Raw genomic sequence first — 15,446 nt, 5'->3', positions numbered from 1 at the left:
TGCATTCGGCGATGGTATATAGTAACGGGAAATAAATAACTTAAATAAAATACAAAATGCAACCTTTTAAAATGTTTAGGAACCACTTCCTTTTCTTCATGATCTTTAGTGTGCTCGCCAGTCCGTCCTTTTCTCAAAGTTTAGGGAAATTGGGCGAGCTCAGTTCGCCCGATGGGAAGTTGAAGGTTTTGTTTACTTCTGATCCGGATGGCGTAGTTTCTTATTCGTTGATAGCTGATGGTAGGCTTTTAATGCAGCCTTCACGTATGGGCTTAAATGTATCTAAGGTTCCAGTGTTTAAATTGAAGCAATCGAAGCTTGTTCAGAAAGTTTGGCGGCCAGTTTGGGGCAAGCGAAGTATTGTCCCTGATGTCTACAGGGAAATAACAATGGTGTCGGATGTTTATACGATAAGAGCCAGGGCCTATAATGACGGTATTGCTTTTAGGTATGAAGAAGGACAGAGTGAATCTGAACTGACAGAGTTCAATTTTGCAGGAAATTACGAGGCCTGGTATTATAATGGCGAGAATCATAATATCGGACCCGAAAAATTGCAGGACGCCAAAGGTATTCGCAGGCCAGTTGTAACCATTAAAGCTTCTGATCAGCAATATATGGTTATTCATGAGGCGGGTTTAGAAAGTGGGGAACCCTTGCTATTGCAGCCCGTATCTGGGCATGCTTCATTCCTGGTACCCTCTAAGCGCGCCAAAGCCTGGCGTGTCATTATGTATGGAAGAACACCTGGCCAGTTGGTTGATTCCCATTTGCTGGAATTGTTGAACCCTGATCCGGAGCCTGGTTACGACTTTTCATGGGTAAAGCCTGGGGTAGCGCTTTGGGACTGGAGAATTAATGGTGCACAAGTGGATGGATTTAAGTATCAGATGTCGCTGCCATCCTGGAAAAAAATGGTCGATTTTGCCGCAGTCAACAAAATGCCTTCACTGGTGTTGGATGCCAATTGGTATGGCCCTGAGTTTGAAAAAGATTCAGATCCGCTGAAGGGCGGAAAAGTAGCTGATGTAAAAGAACTGATTAGATATGGTAAAGAAAAAGGAGTGGGGATCTGGTTGTACCTGAATGATGTTGGAGGAAAATCTTTTCCGCTTGAATCTACCATCAAGCAGTATGGTGATTGGGGTGCTGTAGGTATTAAATATGGATTTATGCAAGGTGGTTTTGAGGAAAAGAATATCAAAACCAGACAGATCACAAAGTGGTGTGCCCAGAATCATTTAATGACAGACTTTCATGATGATCCTGTACATCCTTATGGACAAATGCGTACCTGGCCCAATGCCGTTACCCGCGAGTACTGTCAGGCACAATTGGATGGTGCTAAAGTATTCCAGCCAAAAACATTTGTTACCACCGTATTTGTGAATATGGTGGCCGGACCTTTGGATATGAGTAATGGCGTAATGGATATGGCCCAAAAAGGCAGGGTAGATAATGGCAATCCGGTTCCTTCTACCATAGTTGCTGAAGCTGCCCGTACGCTGATTACTTTTTCAGCGGCCACAATTATACCCGACATCCCTGAATATTATAACAAACATCCGGAACTCCTGAAATTTATTGCCTCTGAAAAGATGCCCTGGATGGAAAGTAAAACATTAAGCGGTGCCATTGGAGAATATATTGTTATGGCGCGTAAGGCATCCACAGGGAACTGGCTGGTTGCTGCAGCAACTAATGAAAGCCCCAGGACACTCCGCATCCCGTTAAACTTTGCAGAACCAGGAAAGTACAAGGCAATGATCATCAAAGATGGAAAAGACGCCAGTTATCTGGCCAATAAAGAAAAATACACAGTAGCAACCCAAATGGTCACCCCTAATCAGTATATCGATGTGGAGCTGGCTCCTGGGGGCGGAGCATGTGTTTTACTGGAAAAGGTTAAATAATGGAATAATGAAAAGGAACAAAGTTTTACTATTTACCATTTTATATTTTATTGCAGCTGGAGGTACTTCTATTTATGCACAAGGCGTATCTAAATATGTAAATCTCTTTATAGGAACAAGCGGGGATAACGGGCAAGTTGACCCGGCAGCCTGTGTACCTTATGGTATGGTTCGTGTTTGTCCCGACTCAAAGCCAAGGAGCCATAGTGGCTATGATTTTGCGGTCAACACAATCTCTGGCTTTTCGGTAAACCGTTTGTCGGGAATTGGCTGTGGGGGAAATGGAGGGAATTTTAGTATAAAACCCTGTTCCAAAGATTCCAGTTTAAAAATTATCAAAACCACTGAACAGGCCAGCCCAGGCTACTATACAGCTGATTTAGACAATGGTGTTGGAACTGAATTTACGGCTACGCAACAAGTAGCTATTGAACGTTACCGTTTTCCAAAAGGAAAGGAAGCATTTATGACTTTAAACGTGGCATCCGCATTTAATTCCGTTTATGATGCGGTTTATGAAATCGTATCGGACAGGGAAATTAAAGGTTATGTCTGGACGGGAACAACCTGCGATGTAGGAAGGGCGAAAATCTATTTTGATCTTAAAACCAGCCAGGCCTTCAAAAAGGTATCCGGTACAAAGCATATCTTAGAGTTCTCTTTTGGGCCTGCGGATGATCGTCCTGTAGAAGTCAGGATTGCACTGTCTCCGCTCAACACCGAAGCCGCTGCCCTTGAAAATGATCAGGTATCTAAGTTCAGTTTTCAGAAAGTAAAATCTATGGCAGAACAGCAATGGGAGAATTTACTGGGAAAGGTTAAAGTTTCTGGTGGAAGCGATGAAAACCGGACTCTTTTTTATACCTCTTTATACCGGGTTTTTTTAAGTCCGGCGAATACCACTTCCAGAGACCATCGTTATCTGGCTACCAATGGTACAATTCAGGAGGCCAAAGATTTTACCTATTACAGTTCCTGGTCTATGTGGGATTCTTACAGGACTAAATTTCCCCTGATCACCTTATTGGATCCTCAACAAATGAGGGATATGTGTAAGTCGCTGAGCCGTCTGTATGTATACGGAAAGAAGCCCTGGGCTACCCCATTTGAATCCACGCCAACAGTGCGCACAGAACATACCATTGCCGTGCTTCTGGATGCCTATAAGAAAGGCATTACAGACATTGATCTGCCTCTGGCCTATAATGGCATAAAGAAAGAAGTAGACAGTCTGGAAACGAAGCGTCCGGATCAGATCCTGGAAACCTGTATTGACCTGTGGGCAATGGCAAAGATCGCAGAAATTGAGGGCAATAAAGCTGATGCCATAAAATATGGAGATCAGTCTACAGAGCTGTTTGATAACGTTTGGAACCGATATTTGAAAAATGTGGATGGTTCTTTTGCGAAAATGGGCAACAATGGATTATACCAGGGTACCAAATGGCAATACCGATGGGCATTACCGCAATACCTTGACAGAATGGAACGGACTTATGGCACTGGCGGTAAAGATACATTGGGACAGCAGCTGGCTTACTATTTTGATCATAACCTGTATAATCAAGGAAATGAGGTGGGGATTCATGCCCCTTTTATCCTAAACCGTGCAGGCAGACCAGATCTTGCCCAAAAAACGGTAATGGCTATGCTGACCAAAGAAATCAAGCACCTTTACGGAGGGAATTCAGAATATGAGAAGCCGGTTTACAGCAGAATATTTAAAAATGATCCTGTAGGCTTTTTACCGGAAATGGACGAAGATGATGGGACCATGTCAGCTTGGTACACCTTCTCTGCAATGGGGATATTTCCTTTAGTAGTTGGCGAGCCCTGGTATGAAATCACTTCACCTCTGTTTAATGATATTGAAATCAATAACGGCAAAGGTAAAAACATAAGGATAGAGGCCATTAACAGGCATTCATTGGAAGATCCTATAAAATCGGTAAGCTTTAACGGGCGTAAAATCACAGATTTTAGAATAAATCATAACGAGTTGATACGGGGTGGAATTCTTCGGCTGCAGTACTGATCATATTTTTTTTCCATTAAACTAGTCCTACCACATCACTTCTGTGTTCTCTCTATATAACCAAACCTTCCTGAAGGAATTCCTTCAGGAATTTATAGACGAATGAACATGGACAAAGAGAAGCTTCGGTATTTTCTGTATCAGTACTTTAATCATACCATAAGTGCGGCTGACTGTATTGAATTGCTCAATTATTTAAATAGTGTCAATCCGGACGAAATCGCCGACATTATAGATCTGGAATTATTTTCACTGGATGAAGGTCCAGAATTTAAGGATAAACAAGCGAATGAACTCTTTAGCCGGATTAGATCTGATCCAAGATATATTGGTGCATCTTTTAGAGAGACTGATGATAAGCCACAGGTTGTTAAGTTCTATCAGAAATCTTGGCTGCAAATCGCTGCAGTACTTCTGGTTTGTTGTGCGGCCGGTTTATTTTTCATAAAAAGCGGACCTAAGGATCAAACCTTAACAAATGATGTTGCCAACATTCAGACTCCGGTTAAGATTCTACCCGGCAGCAATAAAGCAACGTTGACCCTACCTAATGGTAAGGTTATACCATTGGAAACAGCCAATAGTGACTTAATTGCAAAATTAGGAAAAGCCAGTGCAGTTAAAATCCGTGAAGGGCAACTTATTTACAATAATTTGCAAAAGGACGGCCATGAAAATCTCCTAAACAATGTCCCGGTTTATCATTTAATATCAACACCCAAAGGAGGAGAATACCAGGTTGTCTTGTCAGATGGAACAAAGGTATGGTTAAACTCTGCGTCTTCTTTGAGTTTTCCTCAGGAGTTTACAGGCAACGCAAGGCATGTTAAACTGCATGGTGAGGCTTATTTTGAAGTGGCTAAAAATAAAGACATGCCCTTTTATGTCAGTATCAATAATGTGGAAGTCAAGGTGCTGGGTACACATTTTAATATTGCTGCCTATGGTGACGATAAACAAATTACGGCCACTTTACTGGAAGGTTCTGTTCAGATAAGCAAAAATCATAAACAATCTTTGCTTAAGCCAGGTCAGCAAGTAGTTGTAAACAACAGTAATGATGAAATTAAAGTTTCGGAAGCCAATATCGCCGAAGCAATGGCCTGGAGAAATGAGTATTTTATATTCAATAATGATGATATAAAGAGCATCATGAAAAAGGTATCCCGCTGGTATGATGTAGATGTCGAATACCAGGGAAGCTTTGAAAATCAAAGATTTGGCGGAACATTTTATCGCTTCAAAAGCATCAATGAACTCTTGCATCACCTGGAAGAGATCGGAGACATTCACTTTAAGATTATGGGAAGGAGGGTGATCGTTACAGAATAAATGTACTCAAATCACCATTATCTACAATTTAAACCAGGAGCGTTCGCAGCGCCCCTGGTTATCGGCCCACAAGCCATGTTAGATAATAGGAATCACTGACATCGATTAGAATCAATTTAATTCACTAAACTAACAACCAAATGTATAGAAATTTTACCGTATTTATTTGCGGCAGACCATGTTGTCCATTTAATAAATTGCTGCTCACCATGAGGCTAACACTTATTTTATTAACAGTCACCTTTTTACAAGTTTCTGCTGCGAGCTATGCCCAAAGAGTTACTTTAAAAGTCGAAAGAGCCACACTTAAGGAGGTGTTTGAAAGAATTCAGGTTCAAACGAAATCCGATTTTTTATATAACGTTAATGATCTGAAACTTGCCAATCCGGTAAGTATAGATCTAAAAAATGCTACATTAAAACAAGTACTGGATATTTGTTTCAGTAATCAGCCTTTAACCTACGTTATAGAAAATACAAGTATTTTAATCAAAATCAAGCGAACAAAATTTGCAGAAAAATCTGTTAATATAATTATTACCGGTAGGGTAACAGATGAAAAGAATATGCCGGTTTTAGGTGTATCCGTTAAGTTAAAAGGTACGTCAATAGGCGCCAGTACAGATGTAAATGGAAAGTATAAACTCGCTGTACCCGGAGTAAAAGACACAATTGTTTTTACCGCGGTTGGCTTTACTCCGCAGGAAGTTGTTGTAAATGGGCGTACCCTTATTAATGTGAAACTCATTTCGAAAGAAGGCAATCTGAATGAAGTTATGGTGGTGGCTTATGGCACCCAAAAGAAAACCTCAGTGATCAGTTCCATTAGTACCATTAATCCGCAAGAACTTAAGGGGCCTACCAGTAATCTGACGACCATGTTGGCTGGAAAAATTGCCGGTATCATCTCCTATCAGCGAAGTGGAGAGCCAGGCAAGGACAATGCTTCTTTTTTTATCAGGAACATTGGTGCAACAAACAGCACACCGCTCATTTTAATTGACGGTATTGAATCCAGCTCTACCGATCTTGCCAGGTTGCAACCCGATGATATTGCTGGTTTCTCCATATTGAAAGATGCTACGGCAACGTCAGTATATGGCGCAAGGGGAGCAAACGGGGTGATATTGATCAATACCAAGACAGGTGCAGCCGGGAAAATGCAGTTAAATTTCCGTATGGAGAACTCCAGCTCAAGCAACACTAAGAATATTGCATTAGCAGATAACATCACCTATATGACACTTGCCAATGAGGCTCTGTTAACCAGAAACCCACTGAGCTCATTACCATACGATCAAAATAAAATTGACCATACAGCTAATGGAGATAACCCATTGTTATATCCTAATAACAACTGGATAGAGGAGTTAATTAAAAACAGAACAAATAACCAGCGGTTTAATTTAAATGCCAGCGGAGGTACAGACCGTTCTAAATATTATATAGCGATGACCTATAATCTCGATCATGGCAATTTAAAGGAGAATTCCATTAATGGTTTTAGTAATAATATTAAACTGCAATCTTATTCTCTTTTATCAAATGTGACTTTAAACCTCACCAAAACAACAGAAGCACTGATTAGTCTTAAAGGACAATTTGACGACTATAATGGGCCAATTGGTGGAGGAGAATCTGTTTACACGAGTGCCTTATGGAGCAATCCTGTGGCTTTTCCAGCGGTTTATCCAGCTAGTTATTTACCCTTTGAAAAACACCCACTGTTTGGAAACGCACTGATCAAAACGGGGGGTGGATTATATGTCAACCCTTATGCGCAATCACTTTCGGGATTTCAATCAGAAAATACAAGCACCTTAACAGCTCAATTGAGTTTAAAGCAGAATTTTGATGCGGTTACGCCGGGCTTATCGGCTAGGGTAATGGCCTATACCACACGACATGCAGATTTTCAGGTGGCCAGAAGTATTAGTCCCTATTACTATCGTGCGAATTTAATCAATGGTGTATTTTCCGGCTTAAGTCTGCTGAATACAGGATTAAACGGAGCTCCTGGTTCAACCCCAACAGAATACCTGACTTACAATCAGAACCCTTCATCTACTGTTGTTAATTCTAATGTTTATGGGGAAGCGGCAATTAATTATTCAAGGGTGTTTAACAATGTACATAGCATAGGTGGTTTGCTGATCGGTACCATCAGCAGTTATCTGGCAGGAAACGCCACCGACTTAGTAACGTCTTTACCGGGTCGTAATGAAGGTGTTTCAGGCAGATTTACTTATGGATACGATAACCGTTACTTGCTTGAATATGATTTTGGGTACACCGGTTCGGAAAGATTTGCAGCCAATCACCGCTTCGGGTTTTTCCCTTCCGTAGGAGGGGGATGGATTGTCTCTAACGAAAAGTTCTTTAAACCATTGCTCAATACCATTAACCAATTAAAGTTCAGGTTCACCTACGGCTTGTCCGGTAACGATAATATAGGCTCTGCAAATGAACGTTTTTTCTATTTATCTAATGTGAATTTAAATGCCGGAAGTACAGGGTCCTTTGGTACAAATTTCGGCTATAGCAGACCTACTGTTTCCACAAGCCAGTATGAAAACCAGAACATCACCTGGGAGTTAACTAAACAAAGCAATATTGGTATGGATTTAACCATTTTCCATGATTTTAATATTACAGTAGATGCGTACCAAAAACATGTGAGCAATATCTTACTCACAGGAGATATATCAAATGATATCCCTTCTTCCATGGGGCTGCAGGCAAATCTTCAATCTAATACAGGGGTTAATTTTGGTAAAGGAGTGGAGGCCACTTTAAATTACCATAAATCATTTAATAACTCCTTATTTATACAAACCCGTGGAACCTTTACTTATCAGGTCAGTAAGATTCTTACAAATTTAGAACCTGAATATCCCACTAATCAAAGGTATTTATCACACGTTGGTAATTCTGCAGACCAAATATACGGCCTTGCGGCAGAAAGACTATTTATAGATCAATATGAAGTGAACAATTCGCCTCAGCAACAATTTGGTTCATTGATGATGGGGGGAGATATTAAATACAGGGATGTCAACGGAGATGGAAAAATCACCAATGCCGACATCATTCCGATTGGCTTTCCGGCTACACCCGAAATGATTTATGGTTTTGGCTTCTCGGTTGGATATAAAGGTTTTGATATTAGCGCATTTTTTCAAGGCTCTGCTAAATCGTCCTTTCTTATTAACTCAGGCAATATAACACCATTTTACCTTAATGGAGGCAATCAAAATGGGTTGTTAAAGGTCATTGCCAATGACCATTGGTCTGAAGCCAATCAAAACTCTTATGCTTTTTGGCCGCGCTTAGATAATTCTATTAATCCGAATAATAGTCAAGCCTCTACCTGGTGGTTAGAAAATGGTAATTTTTTCCGGTTGAAATCAGCAGAAATTGGCTACAATATTCCTGATCAACTTTTAAAGAAAATACGATTGCGTAACGGACGCATTTATGTAAATGGTACAAACTTATTGTCCTTAAGTGCATTCAAACTCTGGGATCCGGAAATGGGTGCCTCAGGATTGGGCTATCCTGTACAAAAGGTATTTAATATAGGTATGTCGATAGGGTTTTAATCTTAAATAAAAAAGAATTGATTTGTATGAACTATAATAAATTTACTGCAAGTGGCCTGGAAAAAATGCTGCTTGCCTGCAAAAAACAAAGGCTATTGTCTGGCCAGATCAAATATTGCATCATGTTCCTGTTTATGCTTGTTATATTGTTTGGTACTTCCTGTAAAAAGGCATTTTTAGATGTTGTACCCGATAATGTGGCTACCATAGATAATGCTTTTGCTTCCAAAATAGAGGCCGAAAAATATTTGTTTACCTGTTATTCCTATTTGCCTCATCAAGGGAATTTTGGATTTAATCCGGGCCTTATGGCGGGCGATGAGTTTTGGGCAGCCTATCCCGTCAATTCGTTTTATAATCAGATTTGGGAAATAGGAAGAGGGAACCAGAATACTGTAGATCCGTATTGTAATTATATGGAGGGCAATTTAGGTGGAACACCTAATTTCAAAGCCATCAGAGATTGTAATGTGTTTTTAGAAAATATCAGTGATATAAGCAAAGTTCGTGACCTTGATCCGGACACCAGAACAAGGTGGATTGGCGAAGTGCAGTTTCTTAAAGCTTTTTATCATTTTATAATGTTCAGAGCTTACGGCCCAATTCCTGTAATAGATAAGAATTTGCCGATTAGCGCCAGCATAGAGCAAATGCAAGTTAAGCGTCAATCTGTAGATAGTGTGGTGAATTATATTTCCAATTTGCTGGATGTTGCAGCCACCCATCTTCCTCTAACTATAACCAATCAGGTATCTGAATTGGGGCGGATTACTAGTCCGATCGCATTAAGCCTAAAGGCGAGATTATTGACAACCGCGGCAAGCCCTTTATTTAATGGAAATCCTGACTATAATTCATTTAAAAATAAAGACGGCGGGGCGCTTTTTAATTCCACCCCGAGTTTAACCAAATGGCAGAGAGCTGCCAACGCCTGTAAAGCAGCTATAGATTTATGCAACAAGGCCAGTATAAAATTGTATGTTTTCCCTGTACAGGCCAATCACCTTAGTGATACGACCATGACTCAAATGAGCATCAGAAATGCGACCAGTGAACCATGGAATAGTGAACTAATATGGGGCTTAACAGTAAATGATAATATAGATGTTGCTATGCAGAGATCGGCTGCAGGTAGGTTTGATCCTGCAAATGCGAGCAATTTAGGCGGTACAATTCAAACAGGCCCTACTTTAAAAATGGCGAAATTGTTTTATACCCAAAATGGCGTTCCTATAAATGAAGATAAAACTCTTGATTTCAGTAATATAACCAAGTTAAGGACAGGAACTCATGTCGAACGGTTTAATCTGATAGAAAACTACGAAACAGCAAGATTAAACTTTGACCGGGAGCCGAGATATTATGCTGATTTAGGATTTGACGGATGCGTTTGGTATATGGCCAACAGTCCGTCTTTAAGCGATGAGAATACTTGGACCTTGCAATCACGTCAAGGTCAGTACGGTGCAACTGCACCTCCTCCTCTTCCCGGTTTGTTTGCGAAGAAACTGTTGAATTGGCATTTTGAATGGTCCAGTACGACTTTTCAGAGCTATCCTTGGCCGGAAATGCGCCTGGCGGATTTATATTTATTATATGCAGAAGCTTTAAATGAGGCCCAGGGGCCTGTTGCTGACGTTTATACCTATGTAAACATAGTCCGGGCAAGGGCAGGTTTGCGATCTGTACAAACTTCATGGACAAATTTTAGTAATAACCCTTCTAAATATACCACCAAGGAAGGTATGCGATCCATCATACAACAGGAACGTAGCATTGAACTTTGTTTTGAAGGGCAACGCTACTGGGATTTATTGCGCTGGAAAACGGCGGCGACTGAACTTAATGGGAATATAACAGGTTGGGATACAAAGCAAAGTGATCCGAATCTGTATTACCGTGAGATTACATTGTTTTCACAGCAGTTTAGAATTCCCCGCGATTATTTGTGGCCAATAAAAGATCAGGATTTGCTGGTGAATTCAAATTTGGTACAAAACCCCAACTGGTAAAAGAACAGACTGATACATATTTTTTAAACTATAAGATATTCAATATGAAAACAATAAAATCAGGAAACCTGTTATATATAGCTTTATTTTTAATAGTTGGGATAGGCTGTAAACAGGACGTAATAAACAAACCCAATGTTATTAATACAAATGCACCGGGCATTGTATCTGCAGTATCCGTAACAAATTTAAATGGAAAGGCCACCCTCAATTATACATTGCCAAACAACAACGATGTGCAATATGTAAAAGCCGTTTACCAAACCTCGGCAGGGCGTACTGAACAGGTGGTAAAAGCTTCCCGATACACCAATACGTTAACCATAGTGGGTTTTGGAGATACCCTGGCCCACACCGTGCAATTGTATGCGGTAAATTCCAGCGAAATCGCTTCAGCGCCGGTTAGTGTAACTGTACACCCTTTAACGCCGGCCATCAATTTGGCTCGCAGATCGCTCAAGGTTACTGCAACTTTCGGCGGGTTTGCGGTGAACTGTAACAATCCTACACAGGAAAATTTAGCTATTATTCCTTTGGTTGATACGACAGGTAAAGGGAAATGGGTACAAACGAGTGGAATGGAGAATATTTATAGCAATAGTGTTCATATAGATGCTACCGATAGAGGACAGCCTGCAATAGCAAGAAAATATGCTTTTGTGGTCAGAGACCGATGGCTGAATTATTCGGATACCTTATTTGCAACACTTACGCCTTTATTTGAAATGCTATTGCCAAAATCAGGTTGGAATAACTTCGCATTACCTGGAGATGCTGCACCTCTTTATCCAGGCTCAACCATAGTGAACAATATCTATAATGGTAATTATAATCAAGGCTGGCCCAACGTTTTTTTTAGCGTACAAACTGCAACCAGCCCACAAATGATCACGCTGGATTTGGGTAACGCATACGTATTTAGCCGGTTTCAATTAAATCCGTATGAAGAAAGTGGTCAATATTATGTCAAGGCTACTCCAAAAGTTTTTGAAATATGGGGAGCTAATCAACCCAATTTAAGTGGCGCTTTAGATGGCAGTTGGACCAAACTGACTACCTGTACCGTGGTAAAACCATCGGGGAATCCCTATGGTACAGAAACAGATAGCGATTATACAGCCGGCCAAAACGGCTTTCAGTTTAATTTCCCGGTAGGAATAGGTTCTTATCGCTATATAAGAATCAGGTATTTGAGTAACTGGGAGGGAGATTATGTGATGGCTATGGCCCAGTTTACGCTATGGGGCCAATAGTAATTCGGTGTAATTAATCAATGATAGGTGAATAAATTTAGATATATGAAACAATATAAAATCATAGCCTACTATATAGTGGCATTGCTGGTGTTAACAATAGGCGCCTGCAAAAAAATGGATGATTATAAGGATAAATACATGAAGGGAGGACCAATAGTTTATCCCGGAAAAATAGACGGGGTAAAGGTTTTTTCTGGTAAAAACAGAGTGAAAATTACTGGACTTTTTACCTCCGATTTGAATATCGTTAAATATAGAGTATTTTGGAATAGTCGGCAGGATTCGGTAGAAATATCTGTTAAAAGAACCTCGGGCGTGGATACTGCTAAAGTAACGATACCAAATTTACCCGAAGGCGTTATGAGTTTTGAGATCAGAACCTATGATGCTCAGGGCCATACTTCTGTTCCTGTAGATACTGTAGCGAATGTATATGGAGATTTATACCAAAGCTCTTGTATAAACAGGGCAATAGTGAATACCGCAATCCAGCCAGATGGCTCTGCGTCTATTGACTGGGCTGATGTAAATGCAAATTCAGGCATAAAAAATATGGAAATCAAATATACAGATAACAGTAATAAAGCGCACGATACGCTAATTACATCTGTGCCAACAGGCTTAACAACCATATTGCCAAACTTTAAAATAGGCAATCCTATTAGTTACAGAACACTATATCAGCCCAATGCTACAGCTATTGATATATTTTATACTGCTTATCAAACATATGGCATAAAGTATGATGTAACCAGTAAATATTTTATCAACTATCAGCAACCTTTTGCCAGTACGGCTGCAAGCGGTACGGGCAGATGGAGAAATCCAACAGGCTGGGCCGTAACCAGTCCGGTGTTAAATCATGGAGGTTATGGTGGTTGGGCTTCAGATAATAAAACTGTTTTATCTATGGAGTCGGGCTGGGGCGCAGATCCGGTAATTAATGGAAAAATGTTCCAAACATTCATTTTACCGGCAGGTAATTATAGTTTTTCGATAACTTTAGGAAGTAATGACTATACAGGTCCGGTTTATCTAGTAGCAGCGGCAGGTTCAACACTCCCTGATGCAGCGCTAGTTCCATCAAATTCTATAGGATTCGCCCCATTAAGTGTTCAGCATTTTGATTTTACCTTAAGTCAATCCACACAAGTTTCTATTGGTTTTGTATCAAATATAACCAGTGATGAGAATTGGCAGGTAACAGCTGTAACCCTTATGCAAAAGTAAGCTCTCCATATAATAACTAAACCAGGTTAAGCTGACTCATTTAGTTAGCTTACCTGGTTTTTTGGTTTTTAATAATCAGCGCAAACGTTTGCGGATGGAAAGATTTGATATTGCTCATTTTGTTGGATATCAACTTAGTTGTTTATTAATGTGTAATTAATTTTCCTTATTAGTGAATTGTTTGGTGAATGAAAAGAAGTTGGTGAGGTTACATGAAAGGATAGAGGAAAGCGCTACAAAAAATAGATTTATTTATGTGGTATTTGCTCAAGATCAAACGTTTGCACTAAATAAGATATTTGAGTTTAGTGCGGTATATCTCTATATATATTAATATTGCATGCTAAGCGATTTGCTAACCGAACCTTATTTAAGATTCTATCCCACTCCGTTTTTAACTGTCGGGTGTACAAGTAACTATTCCATTTATAATAAAGAACATAATTTTTAGAGAAAGTATGTATAAGGTTGAGGTTCCTCGCAAATATGATATTCAGCAATTGATTTTGGGAGATGAATCTACTTTCAGCATGATTTATGATCAATACAGTGAAAAGGTTTATAGATTAGCATTCCGTTTTTTAAAGGACAGGGAACAAAGTGAAGAAATTGTTCAGGAAACTTTTATAAATCTGTGGTTAAGTAAAGAGAAACTTGATCCAAATGGAAATATTTGGCTATACCTGTATGTTATTGGCAAAAGATTATCGCTTAATGCATTAAGAGAAATTTGTAAATCTGCAGATCTGACTAAAAAACTGCTCTTTAATATTGCGGAAGCACAAAACAATTGCGAAGAGGACATACTGGTACAGGATCTGGAACAATTTATCGAGAAAGCGGTTAATCAACTTCCCAGACAACAACAGTTAATTTTTAAACTCAGCCGGATTGAAGGCTTATCACATAAAGAAATTGCTGAGCAATTGGGTATTTCTCCAAACACGGTAAAAAATCATATGGTTGAGGCATTGAAGACCTTAAAATCTAATCTGAAGTACGCTGATCTTGTGAGCTTTATTATTTTGATGTTCTGGTTTTGATTATTTTCAATTGAACTAGTCCTACTGTACTAGTTTGGTGTTCTTAATTTATGCAGTGCATTTACGAAAATTTCCTGTTTCCACCCGATCAGCCTTTTACCATCCAGTCGGAAATATTGGAAAACAAAGACTGTGATTCTTTAAAATCTCACAAGTATTTTGAAATTGCCTTACTTGAAAATTACTGCGGTAAACATTTTATTGGAGACAATGTTCTGAACTTTGAAGGAACGCAACTTATACTCCTGGGAAGTTATCTGCCTCATTGCACGCAATATGATAAAAAACTAGATCCCTCAGTTCAGTCGCAGGCAATTTTAATTCATTTTTTTCCTGATTTTTTGGGAAAACAATTATTGGAAAGTCCACAGACAAGACCATTGAATGAGGTCCTTAATAAAGCTTCCAAAGGGATTTCATTTTCCGGAAAAACTGTTTTAAAGGCAAAAAAGGTGATGCAGAAAATGCTCTTAGTAAAAGGGATGACAAGGACGGGACTGATGTTACAGTTGTTAGATATACTGGCACAGTCAAATACAAGCCAGGTATTGTCTTCCTCTTATTTCAATAGTGTTGAAAGTGCTGATGAAGGACAAAAAATCAGCAAAGTATATGATTATCTATTCCAAAATTTCAGAGAGAATATCACCCTAGCGGTGATTGCCGATATTTTGCCGATGAACCCGGCAGCCTTTTGTCGTTTCTTCAAAAGGAAAACCAACCGGACCTTATTAGATTTTATAAAAGAAGTAAGAATTGGTCATGCAGCAAAACTCTTATTGGAAGGTAAACATAATGTATCCGAAACAAGCTATCTCTGCGGCTATAACAATTGCTCTAATTTCAACAAACAGTTCAAAGAGGTCATCGGGGTACCTCCAACGGAATTTCAAAAACTATATGAAACCACTTTGCGTATCAACTCCGTTAACAAGGCAAAAAAAGCATCGTTATTGGGCAAAATAGAACAAATTTTAGCGGTTTAAAATCATTTATTTTGAATATCGATTTACAATTGGTTAG

At 39.6% G+C, this 15,446-nt stretch carries 9 protein-coding genes; all 9 read left to right on the top strand.

The features are described 5' to 3' along the window. The first annotated feature begins 56 nt into the window (after positions 1 to 56). The 9 genes from R2S08_RS05505 (at position 57) to R2S08_RS05465 (ending at position 15,409) form a co-directional block, all read left to right on the top strand. Positions 57 to 1,913, top strand: a complete 1,857-nt coding sequence (locus R2S08_RS05505) for a glycoside hydrolase family 97 protein (protein ID WP_316834196.1) — start codon at positions 57 to 59, stop codon at positions 1,911 to 1,913. A 7-nt stretch (positions 1,914 to 1,920) separates the two neighbouring features. After that, positions 1,921 to 3,948: a glycoside hydrolase domain-containing protein gene (locus tag R2S08_RS05500; RefSeq protein WP_316834195.1), complete on the top strand. Its 2,028-nt coding sequence runs from the start codon at positions 1,921 to 1,923 to the stop codon at positions 3,946 to 3,948. 108 nt (positions 3,949 to 4,056) lie between these two features. Next, the gene (locus R2S08_RS05495; protein ID WP_316834194.1) at positions 4,057 to 5,280 is read left to right on the top strand and encodes a FecR family protein; all 1,224 of its coding nucleotides are present in this window, start codon (positions 4,057 to 4,059) and stop codon (positions 5,278 to 5,280) included. Positions 5,281 to 5,420: 140 nt separating this feature from the next. Then, positions 5,421 to 8,882 carry a TonB-dependent receptor gene (locus R2S08_RS05490; protein WP_316834193.1) on the top strand — a complete coding sequence of 1,154 codons (3,462 nt, stop codon included), beginning with the start codon at positions 5,421 to 5,423 and terminating at the stop codon, positions 8,880 to 8,882. A gap of 26 nt (positions 8,883 to 8,908) precedes the next feature. Then, positions 8,909 to 10,894, top strand: coding sequence for a RagB/SusD family nutrient uptake outer membrane protein (locus R2S08_RS05485; protein ID WP_316834192.1), 1,986 nt, complete (start codon positions 8,909 to 8,911; stop codon positions 10,892 to 10,894). Between the two features lie 44 nt (positions 10,895 to 10,938). Beyond that, positions 10,939 to 12,147: a DUF5000 domain-containing lipoprotein gene (locus R2S08_RS05480; RefSeq protein WP_316834191.1), complete on the top strand. Its 1,209-nt coding sequence runs from the start codon at positions 10,939 to 10,941 to the stop codon at positions 12,145 to 12,147. 45 nt (positions 12,148 to 12,192) lie between these two features. Further along, on the top strand, positions 12,193 to 13,380 hold the full coding sequence (locus R2S08_RS05475; protein WP_316834190.1) for a DUF4998 domain-containing protein: 1,188 nt from the start codon (positions 12,193 to 12,195) through the stop codon (positions 13,378 to 13,380). A 458-nt stretch (positions 13,381 to 13,838) separates the two neighbouring features. Continuing rightward, positions 13,839 to 14,423 carry an RNA polymerase sigma-70 factor gene (locus tag R2S08_RS05470; protein WP_316834189.1) on the top strand — a complete coding sequence of 195 codons (585 nt, stop codon included), beginning with the start codon at positions 13,839 to 13,841 and terminating at the stop codon, positions 14,421 to 14,423. 50 nt (positions 14,424 to 14,473) lie between these two features. Further along, complete coding sequence (locus R2S08_RS05465) at positions 14,474 to 15,409, top strand: AraC family transcriptional regulator (RefSeq protein ID WP_316834188.1); 936 nt, start codon at positions 14,474 to 14,476, stop codon at positions 15,407 to 15,409. The last annotated feature ends 37 nt before the right edge of the window (positions 15,410 to 15,446 follow it).

It is taken from the genome of Pedobacter nutrimenti, from assembly GCF_032678445.1.
In the GTDB taxonomy this organism is placed as follows: domain Bacteria; phylum Bacteroidota; class Bacteroidia; order Sphingobacteriales; family Sphingobacteriaceae; genus Pedobacter; species Pedobacter nutrimenti_A.
This window is presented reverse-complemented; position numbering and strand designations above follow the sequence as displayed.

Excerpts from the sequence above, each read along its gene's own strand:
- R2S08_RS05465 (WP_316834188.1), top strand. The coding sequence starts at position 14,474 with ATGCAGTGCATTTACGAAAATTTCCTGTTTCCACCCGATCAGCCTTTT.
- R2S08_RS05480 (WP_316834191.1), top strand. The coding sequence starts at position 10,939 with ATGAAAACAATAAAATCAGGAAACCTGTTATATATAGCTTTATTTTTA.
- R2S08_RS05495 (WP_316834194.1), top strand. The coding sequence starts at position 4,057 with ATGGACAAAGAGAAGCTTCGGTATTTTCTGTATCAGTACTTTAATCAT.
- R2S08_RS05475 (WP_316834190.1), top strand. The coding sequence starts at position 12,193 with ATGAAACAATATAAAATCATAGCCTACTATATAGTGGCATTGCTGGTG.
- R2S08_RS05485 (WP_316834192.1), top strand. The coding sequence starts at position 8,909 with ATGAACTATAATAAATTTACTGCAAGTGGCCTGGAAAAAATGCTGCTT.
- R2S08_RS05505 (WP_316834196.1), top strand. The coding sequence starts at position 57 with ATGCAACCTTTTAAAATGTTTAGGAACCACTTCCTTTTCTTCATGATC.
- R2S08_RS05500 (WP_316834195.1), top strand. The coding sequence starts at position 1,921 with ATGAAAAGGAACAAAGTTTTACTATTTACCATTTTATATTTTATTGCA.
- R2S08_RS05470 (WP_316834189.1), top strand. The coding sequence starts at position 13,839 with ATGTATAAGGTTGAGGTTCCTCGCAAATATGATATTCAGCAATTGATT.
- R2S08_RS05490 (WP_316834193.1), top strand. The coding sequence starts at position 5,421 with ATGTATAGAAATTTTACCGTATTTATTTGCGGCAGACCATGTTGTCCA.